Source organism: Brevibacillus centrosporus (genome assembly GCF_003710815.1).
In the GTDB taxonomy this organism is placed as follows: Bacteria; Bacillota; Bacilli; order Brevibacillales; family Brevibacillaceae; genus Brevibacillus; species Brevibacillus centrosporus.
Genome location: NZ_RHHP01000051.1, coordinates 20,666 through 40,447, shown reverse-complemented (window position 1 = coordinate 40,447; position 19,782 = coordinate 20,666). Strand labels below are relative to the sequence as shown.

Below are 19,782 nucleotides of genomic sequence, written 5' to 3'. Positions count from 1 at the left end.
CCTAGCGTTCACGGGTTTTTTCTTTTTATCTGCTCGTTCTGCTCCGTTCCTCATACGCACGCGTAATAAACAGCTCGAGGGCCAATCGCTTGTCCACCTGACCGGACTTCATCCGAAAATCGTCCTCGGCCAAGATCAGCAGCAATTTTTTCAAGGAATCCTCAGAAAAATGACGGGCCTGCTCCATTGCCTTTTTGACGGCGTATGGATGCATTTTGATCATCCCGGCCATCTGCTGCTGCGAATAGCCTCGTGGGGCCAGCTGCCTTACTTGCAGGAGCATGCGAAATTGCCTCGCAAAAAGGGAAAGCAGCTTGATGGGCTCCTCACCGGTTTTCATGCTGTCATACAGCATGCGCAGCGCCCTGTCCAACCTTCCCGACGCTACCTGTTCAATCAGGGCAAATACGTCCTGTTCGAGCGTTCGAGCAGCGAGGTCCTCGATAATTTGGTCAGTAATGGTTCCGCCTTCTCCCACAAAAATCGCCAGCTTTTCAATCTCCTTGTCCAAAAGGCGCAGCTCGCTGCCGACTCGCTCTACAAGCTTCATCGACTGTGGCCGCTGTATAGACGCCCGGTATTTATCTGCCTGCCGTTCAATCCAAGCGTAGAGATCTCCATCCTTCAAATGCATGAAAGGAATTACTTTTGCCTTTTGCTGCAAGGTTTTGACCAGTTTTTTTCGTTCGTCCAGCTTTTCCGCTTCTGTCTGTAAGATCAACGACGTGTAGGCAGGAGGATTTTGCATGTACCCGAGCAAGGCATCAGGATCACTTTCTACCTTCGAGGGAGGCTTGCTCCCCGTTAAAAAGTACGCTTGTCGCGCAATCACGAGCCGATGCTCCCCCATGAATGGCAGTGTTTCCGCATCCTGCAGAATATCACTCAGGCTTGTTTCCGTGCAGTCGTACACGCTTATATTGAGATCACTGAAATCAGGATCGATCATTTCCCGTCGAGCTAAAGACAGAAACTCTTCTGCCAGAAAGGATTCCGGACCGTGGAGAACGTAGACGGGCGCGTACTGTTTTTGGCGTATTTCCCGAATGGCCGATAGCAATGGCATGGATCTTCCCTTCCCTTCTATGTTCTGTCCTGCGCTATTATAGCATAAAACGGATCGAATGGAGGCAGCGAAGCATCCGCGATGATCTTTTGCCCCGCTTCCTTAAATAGAAAGAAAAAAACCGCTCTCCATGTTGGGTAGCGGTTTTTCCATCTGTTGGCACCTCTATGTAAACGTCTAGGGAAAAGCCCCGGGATTCCTCCTCCCCAAACGGTAAGCAGGGGGTGCTTGATAATGTAGGATACGCAAGACTCCCCTGTTCGGTGCCGGTCCAGATGTGAAATCCACGTTTGCCAGACGTTTTTTTCACATCAATCATCATCGTTCTCTCTGTCTTTTTTTCGGTCATTGTCTTTGTCTTTTTCTTTGTCCTTACTCTTCACTTTTTCCCTGTCCTCGGAGTCACTGTCTCTGTCGCGTGAGTCTTTGTCCGATTCTTCTCCTACACCATACGGGAATGCTGGTGGCTTTGGATCTCTGACAACAGGCTTTGGCGGAACGACTGGTTTCGTTTGTGCCGGATTCGAAACGGGCTTCTTGTTGGAATTGTTCTGGTGCGACTTGGAAGAAGTATTCTTCGCAGGCGCCTTTTTCGTAGTTCCAGTGTTTTGTGTCGCCTTTTTATCCTCCTCCTGAGAATTGGATGTAGGGGGATTAGTGCTTGGAGGTGGAGATTGCACAGGCGGCCCCAAAATCGGAGCTTCTTTTAGTGCCGGATTGACCGCTTCCGATCCTTGCTGGTACGGGTCGGCCTCGATCTTCTTTCCATCACTGCCAGTAAACATGATTCCAATCAAGAGGCAGGCAGCCACTGCGGTACTGCCAATGCTGGCCAACCACACATTTGTCTTCTTCCACTTTTTCGATACCGACGGCGAAGATTGCTTGCGCTTTACTTCCAGAGTGGGCAGGACTTCTTCATTCAGCGTAGATGAAGCTGCTGGAACGGCAGCAGCCGACTCTAGCCGAGGCAGAATCGAATCCACGATGCTGAACGAAGGTACGACAGGGGGCAGCTGTTCAAGCTGCTGCGAAACAGTTTTCAGACGGTTGTATTTCAGTTGCAGATCAGAATCTTTGCGAATGAGATTGAACAGCGCGTCCTGTTCCGTCGGAGAAAGATCTCCATCCAAGTCCCGCTGCATCCATTCCCAAATTTCCTCGTTGGTCATCAACCGATCCCCCCTTTCTGGTAGTCGTACAGGAGTTCCTGCAATTGTTGCCTAGCCCGGAACAAATACGACTTTACCGTGTTAAGCGGCAAATCCAATGCTTCCGCAATCTCCTGATAGGACAGATCCTCGAGATAGCGGAGTACTACGACCATCCGGTACTGTCTGGGCAGCTTCCCGATGGCTTCCTGAATGTCATTTGACAATCCAGTGAGAAGAATTTCATCCTCTACGTTGTTACGATCAGGGATAATCAGCTCATGCTCCTCAATTGAGACCGTTTCCTTCTTCGCTCGAAATTTGTCCATGCAGACATTACTGACAATTCGTTGCACCCATGTGGAAAATTTGGCCTTTTCCTGATAGGTATCTAATTTTCGATAAATGCGAATAAGCACTTCCTGGGCTGCATCGAGTGCGTCCTGCTCATTCCCAAGAATATAGTAAGCGCTGCGGTAAACGGAGGTCTCAATGGATCGGAGCAGTTCGACTAGCGCATCGTGATCCCCGGATTGCGCCTTCCTGATCAGCTCTGCTTCCTGCATATTCTCCTCTCCCCCCTACAGACGGTACGTTTAAAGAAAAGGTTGCAACCATATTATGTATTTGATCCTTGGGTCTTCCAGGACATGCCATCCGGTGTCAGAATCAGCGTTACTGCCCCATTCATGTCCGTTCGGAAAACCTGCGATCCCATTTTTTTGAACCGTTGCAATACTTCTCGCGACGGATGACCATAGCGATTGTTTGCCCCGACGGAAATGACCACCGCCTTTGGGCGCAATGACGCCAGCAGTTCTTCTGTACTCGACGAGCTGCTCCCATGATGAGCTACCTTTAATACATCCACTTCTGACATTCCCAACTGGACTACTGCCCTCTCCCCTTCACGCTCGATGTCGCCGGTGAACAACACCGATTTTCCATAAGCAGTAAGTCGCAGTACGACGGATGCATCGTTGCCAGAAGCTTCTGATGTTTGTCCCGGCCAAAGCCATGTCCATTCCACTCCCGGAAGATCTGACCACGTCTGCCCGGGGCTTCCCGTCAAGATCGGTACTCCCTCTCGTTGCAGCTGATGAAGGATTTCTCTCTGTTTTCCTTCAGGTGTGATTCCATTCACAAGCACAGAGCCTATGGAAAAACGGGGAACAATCGCTGCCATTCCTCCGATATGGTCCATATCCCCGTGCGTCATGACTACACGATCAATCTTCTCTATCCCGCGCGCTCGCAAAAAGGGGAGTAGTACGTCTTTTCCCACCTCATAAGGATCGCGCTTTTCCCTCCAGGATTCACGCACAGGAAGACCGAGTGTCCCACCTGCATCAATTAAGTATACCTTCTGATCACTGATTTCGACAACGATGGAATCCCCCTGGCCTACGTCCAAAAACGTAATCCTCACTTCGTCCCCTGCCGAAAAAGGTTGCCTAGCCAGTACAAATAGCCCGATAAATAGGGTTATACAGACGATGACATCTCTTTGCCGATGATAACCCAATTTCCACAAAATGGGCAATATGATCAGGAACCCGGTATACAAGACGAGCCACCACCAGCTTGGATGCGGCCAATGGGAAAAGGGAATTCTCCATTTTTGCATGACGAATAAAGGCTCGTGAAGCCAGTGCAGCAGTTCAGTGGATAGCAGAACGGGCCAGCTTGCCAGAGCGGGATGAATCATCCCGGCTACGAGAGCAATGTATCCAAGCGGGAGGACGACCAAGGACAAAATGGGAGTCACGACTAGATTCACCAGCCATGACGCCATGGAAAATTGATGAAAATGATAGATGAGAAAGGGAAACGACACGACCTGTGCTGCAAGAGTGACAGCGAGCAGCGTGCGAATCCAAAGAGGAATCCGAACAAGCACATCCTGACTAAACGGAACCAAAATAATGAGCCCAAGCGTAACGGCAAAGGAAAGCTGAAAGCCAATATGCCATAGCTGATAGGGATCGGTCAGCAGCATAACGATCAGCACACCGGCCCATACATCCTTTCCGTCCACTTTTTTGCCTGCCACCTGCGAGGCAAGCCCAACTCCGCCCATCATTCCCGAACGGACGGCAGATGCGCTCGCACCAACCAACAGGACGTAGCCGACAAGCAAACAAGCCGTTGTGACCAGCGCACTTCTCCGTCTCATTCCAACCCGCTCCAGAAACCACATGAACATGCTGCTGACAAGCGTGACATGGAGCCCGGATATGGCCAGCACATGGCTCAGGCCCAAATCGGCGTACATATTTGCCGTTTCGAGATCTACCTCATCACCTACCCCTAGCAGCAGCGATTTCATATACCCCGCGACCTCGGGAGCTTCAAACAGCCGCTCTACCCTTTCCGCAGCATCCTTTTGCCATTGTTGAAAATACCCCCATAGTCCTCGCTCCCCTCCGACTTTGATCTCGGAGTACGAGGTTTCCCCTGTCACATGTACCCCCTGCCAGCGCAGGTACTGGGCATAATCAAAAGCATGCGGATTACGAGCCGAAGCGGGTAAGGAGAGCTGAAGGTTTGCAGTGATTGTGCTCCCTCTCTTCCAGGTGTCTGCCTGCACCGCTTGTTCCTCCTTACTTAGACGGACGCGTACGGCAATCCGTTCTGAGTGGCGCAGAGAAACCCACTGTTTCATGTCATGGGACCAATCGCTTGCCTCCACATAGAGCCTGGCGATATCTCCATCCCGTTGAACGGCCGAATCAATCGAGCCGCGTACCCAGATGCTGATCTCTTCTCGCCCGTACCCTTTCAGCTCGGAAGCATGAAAAGCATCGTAGACGAGAAAATAACTGCCTGCCACGACCGCCGAAAGGGTGCAGAAGACGAGGTGCTTTCGCAAGCTCGTGCGAAACGCAAGGACAGCAAAGCCGGCAGCCATCCCAAGAGCAGTAAGTATCCATACGGGGTGCAGATAAGCGGACAGCAGCAATCCCGCAATCATAGAGAGACTAGCTCTATATATCGTCATGCCCACTCCTCCCTTCCATTGTCGAACCATTCTTTCGTATCCGCGAGTATATCCTGCTCACAAGGGACAAAAATAGGGAGGAAAAGGCTATACATCACGTTTGAGAGCAAGCTCGTAGGCATTCGGAGTGATTGCACTGACTGTCGATCCATGATAGAGTTAGCAGGAGCAATCCAGTGAGAGGAAGAGTCATTTCATATGTGTGGAATCGTATCACTCTACAACAAACGGCAAACACCTGTCGTGCAAGAAGCGATCAGCGCAATGACCGGTGTCATCTTGCACCGCGGTCCAGACGACGATGGTTTTCATTTGGAGGATAACGTCGCCCTGGGCTTTCGTCGGTTAAGCATCATTGATGTGGAAGGCGGACATCAACCGCTGTTCAACGAAACACGGGACATCTGGATCATTGGGAATGGGGAAGTATACAATTACAAGGAATTGCAACAATGGCTAAAAGACATCGGACACGTTTTTCATACCGATTCTGATATCGAAACCATCCTTCACCTTTACGAGGAAGTAGGAACAGATGCGCCGAAGCATTTGCGGGGCATGTTTGGATTTACTATCTATGACTCTCGCAAAAAACGAGTGTTTGGTGCCCGTGATCACTTTGGAATCAAGCCGCTCTACTACGTGGAGACGGCCGATTCTATCGGAGTCGCCAGCGAAATCAAGAGCTTGCTGGAGATGCCTGGCTTGACTCGCGAAGTGAACCATACGGCTTTTTATCACTATCTGACTTTCCAATACGTACCAGATCCTGAGACGATGTACCGAGGTATTTACCGCATCCCTCCTGCTCACTCTTTTATCATCGAAAACGATCAAATCAAGCTTTCCCGTTACTGGGATGTCGAGTTCAATCCGGACGAAAGCAAGCCTTTCTCTTATTATGTAGAGGGCACACGCAGCGTACTGCTGGAATCGGTCGATAAACACCGGATCAGCGAGGTATCGCGCGGAGCTTTCCTCTCTAGCGGTGTCGATTCTACCAGTATTGTCGGAATGCTTCGCACGTTCGAGCCTGTCAAAACCTTTTCTGTCGGTTCTGACATCCCTGGCTACAGCGAGCTGGACTTCGCTAGACGAACAGCACAATTTTTAGGTTCCGAGCACCATGAACTGGTCGTGGGCGCCAAGCAGTACATGAACGAGCTGCCTCGCCTGATTTGGCACCAGGATGAACCGGTAGCGGATCCGTCTGCGATTCTCCTCTATTTTGTCGCTCAAATGGCAAGTGAGCACGTAACCGTCGTTCTCTCAGGGGAAGGCGCCGATGAATTTTTCGGTGGCTACAACATCTATCGCGAGCCAAACTCGCTGAAAATGTTCTCCGGAATGCCTGGCTGGATGCGTCAATCGATCGGTTACATGGCAGAGCGTCTGCCAGATCAAGTCAAAGGTAAGAACTTCCTGATCCGTGGCTCCAAAACCGTGGAAGAACGCTTCTTCGGAAACGCTCTGATCTTCAGTGAAGAAATGAAAAAACGCGTCGTGATGGAAGATATCGCACGCTCCAGCTCGTATGTCTCTCCTTTTACCATTACCGAGGAAATCTACAAGCGCGCATCCCAGTACGACGATGTGACGAAGATGCAATACCTCGATATTCACACTTGGCTTCGCGGAAACATTTTGATGAAGGCAGACAAAATGACGATGGCCAACTCTCTGGAGCTTCGCGTGCCGTTCATTGACCTGAAAGTCTTTGAATTCGCTGCGACCATCCCGACGAAGTACAAAATCGCCAACGGTACGACCAAGCACGTCCTGCGCGAGGCGATGAAAGACTTCCTGCCGCCGGAAATCAAGATGAGAAAGAAACTGGGCTTCCCGGTTCCGACTCGTCATTGGCTGAAAAATGAATTCTACAAATGGGCGAAGGAAATCATTTTCGAATCCAAAGTGGACGATTTGATCAACAAAGCTTACGTCCTGTACATGCTGGATGAGCATCGCGAAGGCAATGCCGACTACAGCCGCAAAATCTGGACGATCCTCGTCTTCATGCTGTGGCATCAGATCTTCATTGAGCAAAAGTACAACTTCGATCCTTATGTCAGTCCGAACGTCGATATTCGACGCAAAAAAAGCTCGCTCCAGCATATTGGATAGAGCTGGCAAATAGATTTGCACACCCTCCCTTACTTTTCGTAGCATCAGGAGTAGAAGCAGTATCCTCTACTTCCAGAATCGACCAAGTAAGGGAGGGTTTTTTGTGTTCCTTGAATGGTGGGACCGATATCGGAAAATTTTTTTAACAGCTATCGCGCTTTTGTTTGTAACGAGCAGCTTTTGGCTTTATCAGACTCGTGTGGCAGGACACGAGGGTACGGACACTGCACTCCCCCTCGTCCCTCCCGCTTACGCTTCGGATGATCTTTTGCCTGCTGACGAACAGGCAAAAGATAGCACTGTGGCTGGCAAACCAGCCTTAGAAAAAACGCCTTCTGCACCCGCTCCCCTTTATGTCGATGTGAAAGGTGATGTCAAGCAGCCCGGCTTATACCCTCTGGATGCTGGCATGCGTGTAGCTGATGCGATCGCCAAGGCAGGGGGAGCCAATCCCACTGCCGATCTTGCACAGATCAACCTGGCGGCTCCTCTGGTAGATGGTACCGCGATCGTCATACCTGTAAAGGAGAGCTCTCCTGCAGCAGGGCCGGTAAATCTGTCTGCACCTGCATACGCCGCCAATGGGAAAAATACGTCCAATGCCTCTTCCTCTGATCAAACGGTTTCGCTCAATTCGGCTACTGCCGAGGAGCTGATGACCTTGCCCGGGATTGGCGAAGCTCGTGCCAAAGCAATTATGCAGTACCGCGAGGAAAAGGGAAGCTTTCGGGCACTTGAGGAGCTGAAGAGCATCGAAGGTATCGGTGATAAGCTGTATGAGAGAATCGCTCCGCGCATACGGATCCATTAGTCCTTTTGGATTCTTGGTCATGATGGCTCCCCGGCGCACATAGAATGGGGAAAGAATAACGGAGGGAGGTATGGAGATGGATAGGATCGGGTTCATCGGTACAGGTAGCATGGGCACGATCTTGATTGAGGCTTTGCTGTCGTCCAAAGCCCTGTCCCCCGGTCAGATCATGATTGGCAATCGCACCCCCGCCAAAGCGGAACGGTTAGCCGAACTGTACCCCGGATTGGTCGTCGCACCGAGTAATGCTGAGCTGGCTGAAGCCGCCAAGGTATTGCTTCTGTGCGTTAAACCTTTGGAGTATAAGGTTTTGCTGGAGCAAATTACTCCTGTCTTGACCCCCGAGCATCTCTTAATCACGATTACCAGCCCGATCAAGCTGTCTTTGCTGGAGGAGCGAGTACCTTGCGCTGTTGCGAGAGTGGTCCCGAGTATTACAAATGCTGCCCGGAGTGGTATCAGCCTCTGCGAGTTCGGCTCGCGGATTGACGAGGCGCAAAAGCAGTACATTCTCAAACTCTTCTCGTCCATTAGCCACCCGACGATGGTCTCAGAAGCCTTTTTACGTGTCACCTCCGACATCACCAGCTGCGGCCCCGCTTTCTTGAGCTACATCCTCCAGCAAATGATCCAGGAGGCCGTAAACGAAACAGGCATCTCCGAGGACGCTGCCACTTATTTGACAACGCAGATGTTCATTGGCATGGCCGATCTCTTAAAAGAAGATATTTTCACCCTGCCTTCTCTGCAGCAGCGAGTTTGCGTACCAGGAGGCATTACTGGCGAAGGTTTGATTCCCTTGAAGGAAGGGATCTCTGGTCTTTTTACAGAGGTGTATCGCCGTACACATGCGAAATTCGCAGAAGATCAAGAGCTGGTAGAACAGCGGCTTACAAACCATCAGCGCTAATTGGAAAATTTGGCTGCGCCAAGCTTTGTGGGGGAACCTTAGTTGCCCTTATACTGGCTGAGAATCTTCTACATTCTTGCTGTAGTACAAAAAAAGGAGCGGAAACCTGTTTTGCACAGTCTCCACTCCTTTTTCGTTTTTTTAGCGAACGACGATGTTTACCAGTTTGCCAGGAACCGCAATCATCTTGACGATTGTTTTTCCTTCGATCAATTCCTTGATGACTTCATTTTCCATCGCGAGCTCTTCCATTTGTTCTTTTGTTGCATCGGAGGCAATGAGCAGTTTTTCTTTGTTCTTGCCATTTACCTGCAGAACGATTTCTACCTCATCTTCTACCAGCTTGGATTCGTCGTACGTTGGCCAAGCCTCGTATGCGATTGTTTCTGTATGTCCCAGCTTTTCCCACAGCTCTTCCGCAATGTGCGGAGCGATTGGGGACAGCATTTTCACGAAGTCTTCCATGTACTTCTTCGGCAATACCTCTTGTTTGTATGCTTCGTTTACAAATACCATCAGTTGGGAAATACCCGTGTTGAAGCGCAGACCTTCGTAGTCTTCGGTTACTTTCTTCACTGTTTGATGGTACGTGCGCTCCATACCTGCCACTTCGGAGGTATCTACGATCTTCTCATTCAGCTGTCCGCTGTCATTCACAAACAGGCGATAGACACGGTCCAGGAAGCGGCGTGCGCCGTCCAGGCCTTTTGTCGACCACGCGATGGAAGCGTCCAGAGGGCCCATGAACATTTCGTACATGCGCAGTGTATCGGCACCATGGCTGTTGATGATATCGTCCGGATTCACTACGTTGCCTTTGGATTTGCTCATTTTTTCATTGTTCTCGCCCAGAATCATTCCTTGGTTGAACAGCTTTTGGAACGGTTCTTTCGTCGGAACGACTCCGATGTCGTACAGGAATTTGTGCCAGAAACGGGAGTACAGCAAGTGCAATACCGCGTGTTCGGCACCACCGATGTAAATGTCAATCGGCAGCCATTCTTTCAGTTTTTCCGGATCTGCCAGCGCTTTGTCATTGTGCGGATCGATAAAGCGCAGGAAGTACCAGCAGCTACCCGCCCATTGTGGCATCGTGTTGGTCTCGCGGCGAGCTTTTTGACCCGTCACAGGATCTACGATGTTGATCCAGTCGGTAATATTGGCGAGTGGCGATTCGCCTGTACCCGACGGCTTGATTTCTTTTGTTTTCGGCAGAATGACAGGCAGCTCTTCTTCTGGAACGACCTTCATCGTGCCATCTTCCAGATGAATGATTGGAATCGGTTCACCCCAGTAGCGTTGACGGCTGAACAACCAGTCACGCAGACGGTAGGTCACTTTGCGATTTCCTTTGCCGTTTTCAACCAGCCATTCGATCATTTTGGCAATGGCCTGCTCTTTGTTCAAGCCATCCAGGAATTCGGAGTTGATATGGGCTCCGTCCCCTGCGTACGCTTCCTTGGAGATATCTCCGCCTGCGATGACTTGCTTGATAGGCAGGTCAAACGTTTTCGCGAATTCGTAGTCGCGCTCATCATGTGCAGGAACCGCCATGATGGAGCCGGTACCATAGCTGATCAATACGTAATCGGCAATCCAGATCGGCAGGCGCTCGCCGTTCACCGGGTTAATGGCATATGCACCGGTAAAGACTCCGGTTTTTTCTTTCGCCAAATCTGTACGCTCCAGATCGCTCTTGTGTTTTGCCTGCTCCAGGTAAGCCGCTACCGCTTCTTTCTGTGCATCGGTGGTAATTAGGTCCACCAGCTTGTGTTCAGGCGCCAGAACCGCATAGGTCGCCCCATACAAGGTGTCAGGGCGCGTCGTGAAGACGGTAAAGGTCTCATCATGCCCTTCGATGCCAAAAGTGACTTCCGCACCCTCAGAACGGCCGATCCAGTTGCGCTGCATTTCCTTGATGCTCTCTGGCCAATCCAGCTCTTCCAGATCAGACAGCAGACGCTCCGCATACGCTGTAATTCGCAGGACCCACTGCTTCATCGGACGGCGTTCTACCGGGTGACCACCGCGTTCGCTTTTTCCGTCGATGACTTCTTCATTCGCCAGTACCGTTCCCAGTGCAGGGCACCAGTTTACAGCTACTTCATCGATGTAAGCCAAACCGTGCTCATACAGCTTTGTGAAGATCCATTGGGTCCATTTGTAGTAATGTGGATCCGTGGTGTTGACTTCGCGATCCCAGTCGTAGGAGAAGCCCAGTGATTTGATTTGACGGCGGAAGGTCTGGATGTTTTTCTCCGTAAATTCTGCAGGATCATTCCCCGTATCCAGTGCGTACTGCTCCGCTGGCAAACCAAACGCATCCCAGCCCATTGGATGAAGTACGTTGTAGCCTTGCATGCGCTTCATGCGGGACAAGATATCCGTCGCCGTGTAGCCCTCTGGATGCCCTACGTGCAGGCCAGCACCAGAAGGGTACGGGAACATATCGAGTGCATAAAATTTCTTTTTGCCCGCGTCCTCAGAAGTCTTGAAGGTCTTGTTTTGCTCCCAATATTGCTGCCACTTTTTTTCTACGTTGTGATGACTAAAAACCATGGTAAAGCACTCCCATCCTTAATGGTAAAAAAATAAAAAAACCCCACGTCCCTATCGATTGACGAAAAGGGACGAGAGGTTGTGTTTACTCCCGCGGTACCACCCAGATTGGCAAATGTCCTGCATTCACCCACTTGATTCCATCCGTAACGTGGAGGATTCGCCCACCCTTACTCAACCGAGCTGTACCCGGCCTTGGGGGCAAGTGCTGGGAGGTGAGTTCAGCTTACTCCGGGTTGACTTGCACCAGCCGTCAACTCTCTAAGACTCGGAGTGATTACCTACTATTCCTCTTTCAACGCGTCGAATTTTGCAGTTATAACACGATTATAGTAAATGTGAACCTGCCGTGTCAACGTTTCGGCTTTCGTGCTGCAAAAAATAGGCGATCGCTCTTTTCATGCGGCGGTTGGTTGGAGTAATCTGCCGACAGCACGATATCTTCAAAACCTGCATCCTTCAGCCAGCGAATCAGTTGAATCGGCTGATATGCCCTTTGAAAATGCTCCTCTTCCATTCGCTCATACAAGCCATTTTCCTGGCGGATGAAAAAGGTCAGCTGATGCTCGACTTCAAGGCGGAGCGGATCGCAAAAACATTGCCAAATGTACGAAACTTCATCATCCATGTACGTGAACGTCTCGTCTCCGAAAATGTGCAGCATCTTGTACGGACTGTGTACGTCAAACAAGAAGCTGCCTCCGTAGGCGAGATGGGCGTACACCCTGCGAAAAGTCTCCTGTACATCTTCTTCCTCTGTCAGATAGCTAAGCGAATCACACAAGGAAATGACAGCATCTGCCACAGGCAGTTCCAGCTCACGCATATCTTGCTCGACCCAGTTAACGTCAGCTTGCGCCTGGCGCATTTTATCATAGGCGACCGCCAGCATTTCGGCAGACAGGTCGACACCGGTCACACGATAGCCGCGCTTTGCGAGCGGGATGGCGATCGTGCCGGTCCCGCAGCCCAAATCAATCACCTGCTTAGGCTTATCCCCTTTTTCCCAGTTGCTTTCCACCCAGTCCAGCCACTGATCATAAGGCGAATCCGCCATCAGCTTGTCATACACAGCTGCCATATGCGCGTACGCCATAGCTATTACCCTTGTTCTGAGAAGGATACGACCTCTGCATCCTTCCACAGACGCTCCAGGTTATAAAACTCGCGATCCTCACGGTGAAACACGTGGATCACCACATCTCCCAGATCGACGAGAACCCAGCGACCTTCCTCAGCACCTTCAATTCCGCGGATGTTCGTTCCGTTTTTGTGTGCCTGATCACGGATCTCTTTTACAATCGCTTGCACCTGACGCTCGTTGTTCCCGTGGCAAATCATAAAGTAATCGGAGATCACAGACAGATTGCGGATATCCAGCACCATTAGATTTTCTGCTTTCTTGTCCTCTGCTGCCTTCACAACCAAACGGGCCAAATCTTCTACTGTTTTAACCATTAAACCCTCCTATTCTCCCTTTTTAAGGATATCAAATCGTTATAAGCCAATAATGTCAACGGAAATACCGTCTTTTTCTTTTCTATCAAAAACTGCATCGTGCCTCCTAGAGCAAGGGCAAGCGCTGCATCCAGATCCTCCTGCGCCAAGGCGCGGATTTCTTCGACACCAGGGAAGTTGCGGTTCGGTTCTATATAGTCTGCCACACATACCACTTTTTCTAACAGAGTCATGCCTACACGCCCCGTTGTGTGATAGCGGACAGCCTGCAATATTTCCGGATCCGTAATACCGAGGTCTGACTGGATGACAATCGCTCCGGCAAAAGCATGCCACAGCTCTTTCTCGCCTTCCAACAGCTCTGTTGGCATATCATGGCGAACCAGAATCTCAAACATCTTGTCTACTGGCCAGCATTTGCAGTAATCATGCAAGTATCCGGCAAGCTGCGCTTTGTCAGGATCGGCCCCATAGCGTATCGCCAGCTGCCTTGCGGACTCCGCTACGCCCAGTGTGTGGTCATACCTTTTATCATGCATTTGGGCCCGCACCTGTGCGAGCAGCTCCTCCCGATTGCTCCACTCACGCATAGAATCCGTTCTCCTTTATATAACGCTCGACTGAACGAGGAACCAAATAACGAATGCTTTGGCCTTCCGCTGCTTTCATTCGGATCAGCGTGGATGAGATATCCCAAACCGGCATTTCAATAAAGGTTACTGTGTCATTCGGCACACGGTCGATATCCGCACCAGGTCTCGCCAAACCGATAAATCGAATCATGCGGCTCAGCTCCTCAAAACGGTACCATTTCGGCAGGATCTCGACCATATCACCCCCAATGATAAAGGAAAAACGGCAATCTGGGTACTGCTCGACCAGCTGAACGATCGTGTCGTAGGTATAAGAGGGTCCCTCTCGTCTGAGCTCCACATCCGTCACCCGAAACGATTCGTGATCCGCTACCGCAAGCTCCACCATCTCAAGCCTAGTAGCAGCGTCCGTCAGCCCGTCACGTGTTTTATGCGGCGGGATATGTGTGGGCATGAACCACACCTCATCCAGACCCGCTTGCTCCCTCGCCTGCTCTGCAGCAAGCAAATGGCCACAATGAATCGGATCGAACGTCCCACCTAAAATTCCGACATGCTTTATGCGTTCATCCATGATGTTCGCTACGGCAGCTTGATCGTTTTGTTTTCCCGAGACTCTTTGTACAGTACAACGGTATGCCCGATCAGCTGAACCAATTCCGCTCCTGCACCTGCCGCCAAATCTTCTGCGACTTCATGCTTGTCGTCATTGTTGTTTTGCAGGATCGCTATCTTGATCAATTCACGCACTTCCAGCGCCTCTTTGATCTGCGTGATCATATTTTCATTTACGCCACCTTTTCCCACTTGGAAAATAGGGGTCAGATGGTGCGCTTCTGCGCGTAAAAAACGTTTTTGCTTGCCGGTCAACATCGGCATGCCTCCTTCTACGTATGAACGTATCATTATCGTTATTCTGCTGTTTTTGTCAATTGCGAAAGGACGATCTGGCGCATGGCTTCTGTCGGAGCCTTTTTCCCGGTCCACAGCTCAAAGGCCAATGCCCCTTGGTTAACGAACATGCCAACACCTGAGTGAACACGTGCTCCAATCGCTTTTGCTTCTGCAAGCAAACGGGTTTCCAGTGGATTGTAGATCAGATCACTGACTGTCAGCTGATCGTGCAGCCACTCTTTTGGAACAGGCATTTCATTCACATTCGGCAGCATGCCGATCGAAGTCGTATTAATCAACAAGGACGCATCCGCAATCGCCTCTTTCCCCTCTCCCTGCTCCACGATGCGGGTCGACACAATCGACTTTAAGGATTCGGCCAGAAGGGTGGCTCTTTCACGTGAACGGTTGATGATGCGAATTTCCTTCACACCTTTTTCTGCAAGGGTAAATGCTACTGCACGCGCCGCACCGCCTGCACCTACCATCGTCACGATCTGCTGCTCAAGCTCAATCCCCGTCTCCTCTACGAGGGAACGGACATAGCCCATACCATCCGTGTTGTAGCCGATCAGACGACCGTCTTCAATCACGACCGTATTTACCGCACCGATCCGCTTGGCCAAGGGGTCAATCTCATCGAGCATCGGCATGATGGCGACCTTGTGCGGAATCGTCACGTTGATTCCTTTCAGACCCAGAGCGCGAATCCCTGCCACGGCATCCTCCAGGTTGTCAGGCTCTACATCAAAGGCAGCATAGGCATAGCCCAAGCCTGTTTCTGAGAAGGCGGCATTCTGCATCATAGGCGACTGTGAATGGGAAACCGGGTGGCCGAACAAACCAACCAGCTGTGTTTTACTCGTAATCATTTTGCTCTCCTACCCCCTATAGGCTCTCTTTACAAACAACCAAGAAACAAGGGCGGCCCTATTCTCTTCGGAGGAGCTAGATTAGCCCTTTTCTGATCCCCACACTAACCCCTTTAGGCGCATGCACGACAATACTGGCATCATGCTTGCCCTGGAGGCTTACCCAGCCTAATCCGGAAATGACAACGTCTGTCGTGATTCCAGTCGGCTTAATTTTAAATGTATGCTTCACAAACGGCGGTAACGCTTTGGCTGCCTCTTCCCCAGTCGGTGGAACAAGCAAGCTGCCATGATGCTTTTCCAGGACTTCATCCGCCTTTTCCAGCTTGGTGCGGTGGATGTACAGATCGTTATCCACATAAATGACAAAAGGCTGACGAGGGCCGTGGACAAAGTCGATGCGGGCAAGTCCGCCCAAGAACAGCGACTGTCCGTCATCGAGCTGATATACCTTGGAGTTGATCCGGCTTCTCGGCGTGATTTTCCGCAAGTCTGCTGGCGGAATCATATGTCCGATCTGATCGCGATTGATGATCCCTGGCGTATCAAAGATGGAGCGACCATCCTCCAGCGGAATCTCAATCTTGTCCAGCGTCGTTCCCGGGAACGGCGAAGTGGTGATTTCCAGCTCGGCTGCCCCGTAGTCATGCAAGATACGGTTGATCATCGTGGATTTGCCCACGTTCGTAACACCGACGATATAAACATCGCGGCCTTTTCGCAGCTCTCCAATCCGTGCGAGCAGCTCGTCGATATGCAGACCTTTTTCGGCACTGATCAGGACTACGTCTTCCGGACGCAGACCGCGCTCTTTCGCCTCGTGCTGCATCCAGTTTCGCACGCGATTCAGATTGATGTTGCGTGGGAGCAAATCGACCTTGTTCCCTACGAGCAGAATCGGATTTTTACCGACAAAACGCGGCAACCCCTTCAGCCAAGAGCCTTGGAAATCAAAGATGTCCACGACCATGACAACAAGGGATTGAGTAGCGCCAATGCCATCCAAAATCCGCAGGAAATCATCATCCCCCATGCTTACAGGGGCTACTTCATTATAATGCTTGATCCGATAGCAGCGCTGGCAAATCACGACTTTTCTGCCTAGGGCAGACGGTGGCGCATAACCGGGCTGTTTCGCATCTTCCGACTGAATCAGGATACCACAGCCAGCACAGGCAGCAGTTTCATGATCCATCATGCTTTTCTCCTCCACGAAACCATTCCTTTCCGTTCCATCCAAATCAAGGCAACGCGTTCCATTTGACGATTGAAGCGCGTCCAAAAACCATCCGTCTGAGCTACCGGTACGACCAAGATCGTATGAAACCCGAGACGATTTCCTCCCAACACATCCGTAAACAATTGATCGCCGATAACGACTGTCTCGGCAATGGTCACGTTCATCTGCCGCACTGCCTGTAAAAAAGCACGATTTGTGGGCTTGCGAGCCGCGCAAATAAATCCGATATTCAGTGGCTTACAGAAACGCTCAACACGCGAGAGTCCGTTATTGGAGACGACCGTCACCTGAATGCCTGCGTAATGCAAGCGCTTCAGCCAATTGACAACCTCAGGAGTCGCCTCCGGCCTGTCCCATTCCACCAGCGTATTGTCCAAATCCGTAATCACTGCACGGACGTTATTTCGTTTCAATTGATCTATATCAATGTGGTGGATCGAATCCACGTACTGATTGGGCACCAGCTTTTGTAAAAACACGGGGCACCTCCAAATGATGTGAAGCAATCAACCGCGATTTCGGCACCTACTATACCATAATCGGCCACTCTGTTGCAAAAGAAAAAGGTAGCGCCGGCTTGCATCCTAAAGGAAAACCATGTAGAATTGCCTTGATCCAATAAAACTAAAATCGTTTATTTGGTTTTCTTTGCAGATTACAAACAAGGAGGCGATGCTTTATCCGAGACAGAATCATGCGCGGCTTCATCGAAGAAATTTGGGAAAAAGGCATGAAGTTTTCGATGGATGACTTAGCTCGCAGACTTGGTATCAGCAAGCGTACACTCTATGAGCACTTTTCCTCCAAGGTCGAGATCCTCGAGACGATCATCGAACAAACAGCGCAGGAGTTCGATGAAAAGACGAGACAAATTGTAGAGGACAGCAACCTTACTCTCCTCGAAAAAATCCGTTCGGTCATCATGGTCGTGCCTACCCATAACGACTTTTACGACCTGCGCATACTCGAGCAGATGAAACGCTACTATCCTGAGCAGTGGGCGATCGTAGATGCTTCTCTTTCCAGTGACTGGGCGATGCTCCGCCAGCTCATTGAACAGGGGATTCGGGAAGGTCTGATCATCGACCGCAATGTCACACTCATGATGAAGATCATCATCGATGCATGCAACTCCGCCCTCGATCAGCGCTTTTACACGAAAAACAATATTACCACGCAGGAGTCACTCGCTGCGATTGCCGATGTGTTGTTATTCGGCCTCGTTCCGGTGGATAAAAGATAAGTCTTTTATTCCCCTTTTTTACGCGAAAACGATTTAAACGTTTTTAGTTTTCTTGGTTAACTTGAATAGTACAGAGGTGAATGACTATGACACTCCTTCCGAAAATGACAAAATCTGCAAGTATCGTCGAAGACAGCTATTGTGACATCGCCCATTTTTGTCGGCTCCATCGTAAACGTCACGCCTTTTTCCTTTAAACGCCTATACTCGTCTTGTATATCTGCAACGCCAAACATGGTGGCTGGAATGCCATCAGCAAATATCCTTTGTTGATACTCCTTTGCGGCCGGATGGTTGTTTGGTTCGAGCAAAAGCTCCGTACCGCCTTGATCATCGGGAGAAACAAGCGTAATCCACCTAAATTCTCCGACGGGGACATCCTCTTTTTTTATGAACCCCAGCTTTTCTGAATAAAACTCCAGAGCCCTGCCCTGATCTTGTACGAATAAACTGGTAACGATGATTCTCAAGCTGGTCCGCCTCCTTTGGTAGTCGTGCGCTTCTTGCTGAGCTGACAATCTAGCAGCCAGCATAGCTTTTCGTCTGAATTCTTGTAACTTTATACCCTCACCACAGCTACTCTTCAGTTTTCTCATGTCTTGCGTCCATTAGACGCTTGACGCTTTCTTTTGGGGACCAGCATTGAAACTGATACTCCGGTCTTGTCTCGTACGTCAACCGAGAGCAGCGATAGGAAACGTTTCCCGTCGTCTTTTCCACGCGAAAATGCTGGCAGGTCGCACAGCAATGATACGGATTGCTTCCTTCCACCAGCTCCCCCTCCTATCTCCCCTGTTTCCAGGAAAACATCGTTAGCTGCTCGTAGCGCTCCTGCTGCGGCTCTGTAAAATTCGAGAAGCCCACTCCGACCAGCCGAACTCCCGGCGTGTAATCAAAGGCATCCAGCAAGTCATCCAAAAGCTCCTGCCAATTGGCATCCGGTACCGCTTTATGCTGCTTGGTTCGCTGTGTGAAGTCAGCATATTTGATTTTCAGCGTGATGGTCTGAGGATGGACGCCTTCCTCGCGAATGTCCTCTTCGACTTCTCGCAGCAAAGACATGGCGATCGGTGCGATGGATTCTCTGTCGAACAAATCGAAGGGCAGTGTGGTTTCGCGGCTCGAGGATTTCGGCGTACGCTCTGTGACAATTTCCCGGTTGTCCTCGCCTCTCGCCCGATGATAGAGCGAACGTCCCATCTTGCCAAAGAGCTGGACCACCTCCTCCAAGGAAAGTGCCCAAAAGTCCTCTACCGTCTTGATGCCTTTTTTGGCGAGAACCTCCTGCGACTTTCTCCCGACTCCGTTCAGGGTGCCAATCGGCAGAGGCCGCAGGACTTCCAATGCCTGCTCAGGACGGATAATGACAAACGCATCCGGCTTTTTCAAATCACTTGCTATTTTGGCCAGTGACATATTGTACGACAGTCCGATACTGCAGGTAAGCCCCGTCTCTTTACTCACACGCCGCTTGATTTCCCGCGCGACGGGAACAGCATCCTCGTAATCGCTCACGTCTAAATAAGCCTCATCCAATCCTACCGTCTGATAGCGATCGGTATAGGCTGAAAAAATCTCCCGTACCTCTGCTGATTTTTCTACATAGCGCCAGTATCGGACGGGCAGGTAAATGCCTTGGGGACATTTTTTACGCGCCATTGCGATCGGCATGGCAGACCGGACACCGTATTTACGCGCCTCATAGCTGCATGTAGACACGACACCTCGATTCCCAGTCCCGCCGACGATAACGGGCTTTCCACGCAGCTCAGGACGATCCAGCTGCTCGACACTGGCAAAGAAAGCATCTATATCCATGTGCAAGATTTTTTTCATATGGGGATAACCACCAAACATACA

At 50.6% G+C, this 19,782-nt stretch carries 20 protein-coding genes and 1 other annotated feature; of the genes, 4 read left to right on the top strand and 16 right to left on the bottom strand.

Features of this window, described 5'->3' with window-relative positions:
* Positions 1-25: 25 nt before the first annotated feature.
* The 4 genes from holA to EDM55_RS28765 form a co-directional block, all read right to left on the bottom strand.
* The gene (gene holA, locus EDM55_RS28780; RefSeq protein ID WP_092269097.1) at positions 26-1,066 is read right to left on the bottom strand and encodes a DNA polymerase III subunit delta; all 1,041 of its coding nucleotides are present in this window, start codon (positions 1,064-1,066) and stop codon (positions 26-28) included.
* 311 nt (positions 1,067-1,377) lie between these two features.
* Positions 1,378-2,238: a hypothetical protein gene (locus EDM55_RS28775; protein WP_092269101.1), complete on the bottom strand. Its 861-nt coding sequence runs from the start codon at positions 2,236-2,238 to the stop codon at positions 1,378-1,380.
* Positions 2,238-2,783 carry an RNA polymerase sigma factor gene (locus tag EDM55_RS28770; RefSeq protein WP_092269104.1) on the bottom strand — a complete coding sequence of 182 codons (546 nt, stop codon included), beginning with the start codon at positions 2,781-2,783 and terminating at the stop codon, positions 2,238-2,240. Before EDM55_RS28770 ends, EDM55_RS28775 begins: the two co-directional genes overlap by 1 nt.
* 53 nt (positions 2,784-2,836) lie before the next feature.
* Entirely contained in the window at positions 2,837-5,218 is a 2,382-nt protein-coding gene (locus tag EDM55_RS28765) for a DNA internalization-related competence protein ComEC/Rec2 (RefSeq protein WP_122962016.1), read from the bottom strand.
* Positions 5,219-5,416: 198 nt separating this feature from the next.
* Between EDM55_RS28765 and asnB the strand changes: the two genes are divergently transcribed.
* The 3 genes from asnB to comER all read left to right on the top strand — a co-directional run bounded on the left by asnB (position 5,417) and on the right by comER (position 9,063).
* The gene (gene asnB / locus EDM55_RS28760; protein ID WP_122962015.1) at positions 5,417-7,342 is read left to right on the top strand and encodes an asparagine synthase (glutamine-hydrolyzing); all 1,926 of its coding nucleotides are present in this window, start codon (positions 5,417-5,419) and stop codon (positions 7,340-7,342) included.
* Positions 7,343-7,445: 103 nt separating this feature from the next.
* Complete coding sequence (locus tag EDM55_RS28755; RefSeq protein ID WP_122962014.1) at positions 7,446-8,153, top strand: helix-hairpin-helix domain-containing protein; 708 nt, start codon at positions 7,446-7,448, stop codon at positions 8,151-8,153.
* 76 nt (positions 8,154-8,229) lie between these two features.
* On the top strand, positions 8,230-9,063 hold the full coding sequence (gene comER / locus EDM55_RS28750; RefSeq protein WP_092269116.1) for a late competence protein ComER: 834 nt from the start codon (positions 8,230-8,232) through the stop codon (positions 9,061-9,063).
* A gap of 141 nt (positions 9,064-9,204) precedes the next feature.
* Here the strand turns inward: comER and leuS are convergent, their stop codons facing one another.
* The 9 genes from leuS to EDM55_RS28705 all read right to left on the bottom strand — a co-directional run bounded on the left by leuS (position 9,205) and on the right by EDM55_RS28705 (position 17,158).
* Positions 9,205-11,622, bottom strand: a complete 2,418-nt coding sequence (leuS, locus tag EDM55_RS28745) for a leucine--tRNA ligase (RefSeq protein WP_122962013.1) — start codon at positions 11,620-11,622, stop codon at positions 9,205-9,207.
* Between the two features lie 64 nt (positions 11,623-11,686).
* Positions 11,687-11,930, bottom strand: a binding site (T-box leader).
* Positions 11,931-11,974: 44 nt separating this feature from the next.
* A complete protein-coding gene (locus EDM55_RS28740; RefSeq protein ID WP_122962012.1) occupies positions 11,975-12,718 on the bottom strand; it encodes a class I SAM-dependent DNA methyltransferase in 744 nt (247 codons plus the stop codon).
* 5 nt (positions 12,719-12,723) lie between these two features.
* Positions 12,724-13,080 carry a ribosome silencing factor gene (rsfS, locus tag EDM55_RS28735; RefSeq protein WP_092269125.1) on the bottom strand — a complete coding sequence of 119 codons (357 nt, stop codon included), beginning with the start codon at positions 13,078-13,080 and terminating at the stop codon, positions 12,724-12,726.
* Positions 13,080-13,670 carry a bis(5'-nucleosyl)-tetraphosphatase (symmetrical) YqeK gene (gene yqeK / locus EDM55_RS28730; protein WP_092269128.1) on the bottom strand — a complete coding sequence of 197 codons (591 nt, stop codon included), beginning with the start codon at positions 13,668-13,670 and terminating at the stop codon, positions 13,080-13,082. Before yqeK ends, rsfS begins: the two co-directional genes overlap by 1 nt.
* The gene (locus EDM55_RS28725; protein ID WP_122962011.1) at positions 13,663-14,247 is read right to left on the bottom strand and encodes a nicotinate-nucleotide adenylyltransferase; all 585 of its coding nucleotides are present in this window, start codon (positions 14,245-14,247) and stop codon (positions 13,663-13,665) included. The genes yqeK and EDM55_RS28725 overlap by 8 nt, the downstream gene beginning before the upstream one ends.
* An 8-nt stretch (positions 14,248-14,255) precedes the next feature.
* Entirely contained in the window at positions 14,256-14,546 is a 291-nt protein-coding gene (gene yhbY, locus EDM55_RS28720) for a ribosome assembly RNA-binding protein YhbY (protein WP_092269134.1), read from the bottom strand.
* 38 nt (positions 14,547-14,584) lie between these two features.
* Positions 14,585-15,439, bottom strand: coding sequence for a shikimate dehydrogenase (locus EDM55_RS28715; protein ID WP_122962010.1), 855 nt, complete (start codon positions 15,437-15,439; stop codon positions 14,585-14,587).
* Between the two features lie 76 nt (positions 15,440-15,515).
* Positions 15,516-16,634, bottom strand: coding sequence for a ribosome biogenesis GTPase YqeH (gene yqeH / locus EDM55_RS28710; protein WP_174769284.1), 1,119 nt, complete (start codon positions 16,632-16,634; stop codon positions 15,516-15,518).
* Positions 16,634-17,158, bottom strand: coding sequence for a YqeG family HAD IIIA-type phosphatase (locus tag EDM55_RS28705; protein WP_122962009.1), 525 nt, complete (start codon positions 17,156-17,158; stop codon positions 16,634-16,636). The genes yqeH and EDM55_RS28705 overlap by 1 nt, the downstream gene beginning before the upstream one ends.
* A 215-nt stretch (positions 17,159-17,373) precedes the next feature.
* On the opposite strand from EDM55_RS28705, the gene EDM55_RS28700 reads away from it, so the two are divergent.
* Entirely contained in the window at positions 17,374-17,922 is a 549-nt protein-coding gene (locus EDM55_RS28700; RefSeq protein WP_246070909.1) for a TetR/AcrR family transcriptional regulator, read from the top strand.
* Positions 17,923-17,978: 56 nt separating this feature from the next.
* On the opposite strand, the gene EDM55_RS28695 is transcribed toward EDM55_RS28700, so the two are convergent.
* From EDM55_RS28695 to EDM55_RS28685, 3 genes are all read right to left on the bottom strand, one after another.
* Positions 17,979-18,392, bottom strand: coding sequence for a VOC family protein (locus EDM55_RS28695; RefSeq protein WP_122962007.1), 414 nt, complete (start codon positions 18,390-18,392; stop codon positions 17,979-17,981).
* Positions 18,393-18,498: 106 nt separating this feature from the next.
* Positions 18,499-18,693, bottom strand: coding sequence for a hypothetical protein (locus EDM55_RS28690; protein WP_122962006.1), 195 nt, complete (start codon positions 18,691-18,693; stop codon positions 18,499-18,501).
* 12 nt (positions 18,694-18,705) lie between these two features.
* Positions 18,706-19,758, bottom strand: coding sequence for a DNA polymerase IV (locus EDM55_RS28685; protein ID WP_122962005.1), 1,053 nt, complete (start codon positions 19,756-19,758; stop codon positions 18,706-18,708).
* Between the last annotated feature and the right edge of the window lie 24 nt (positions 19,759-19,782).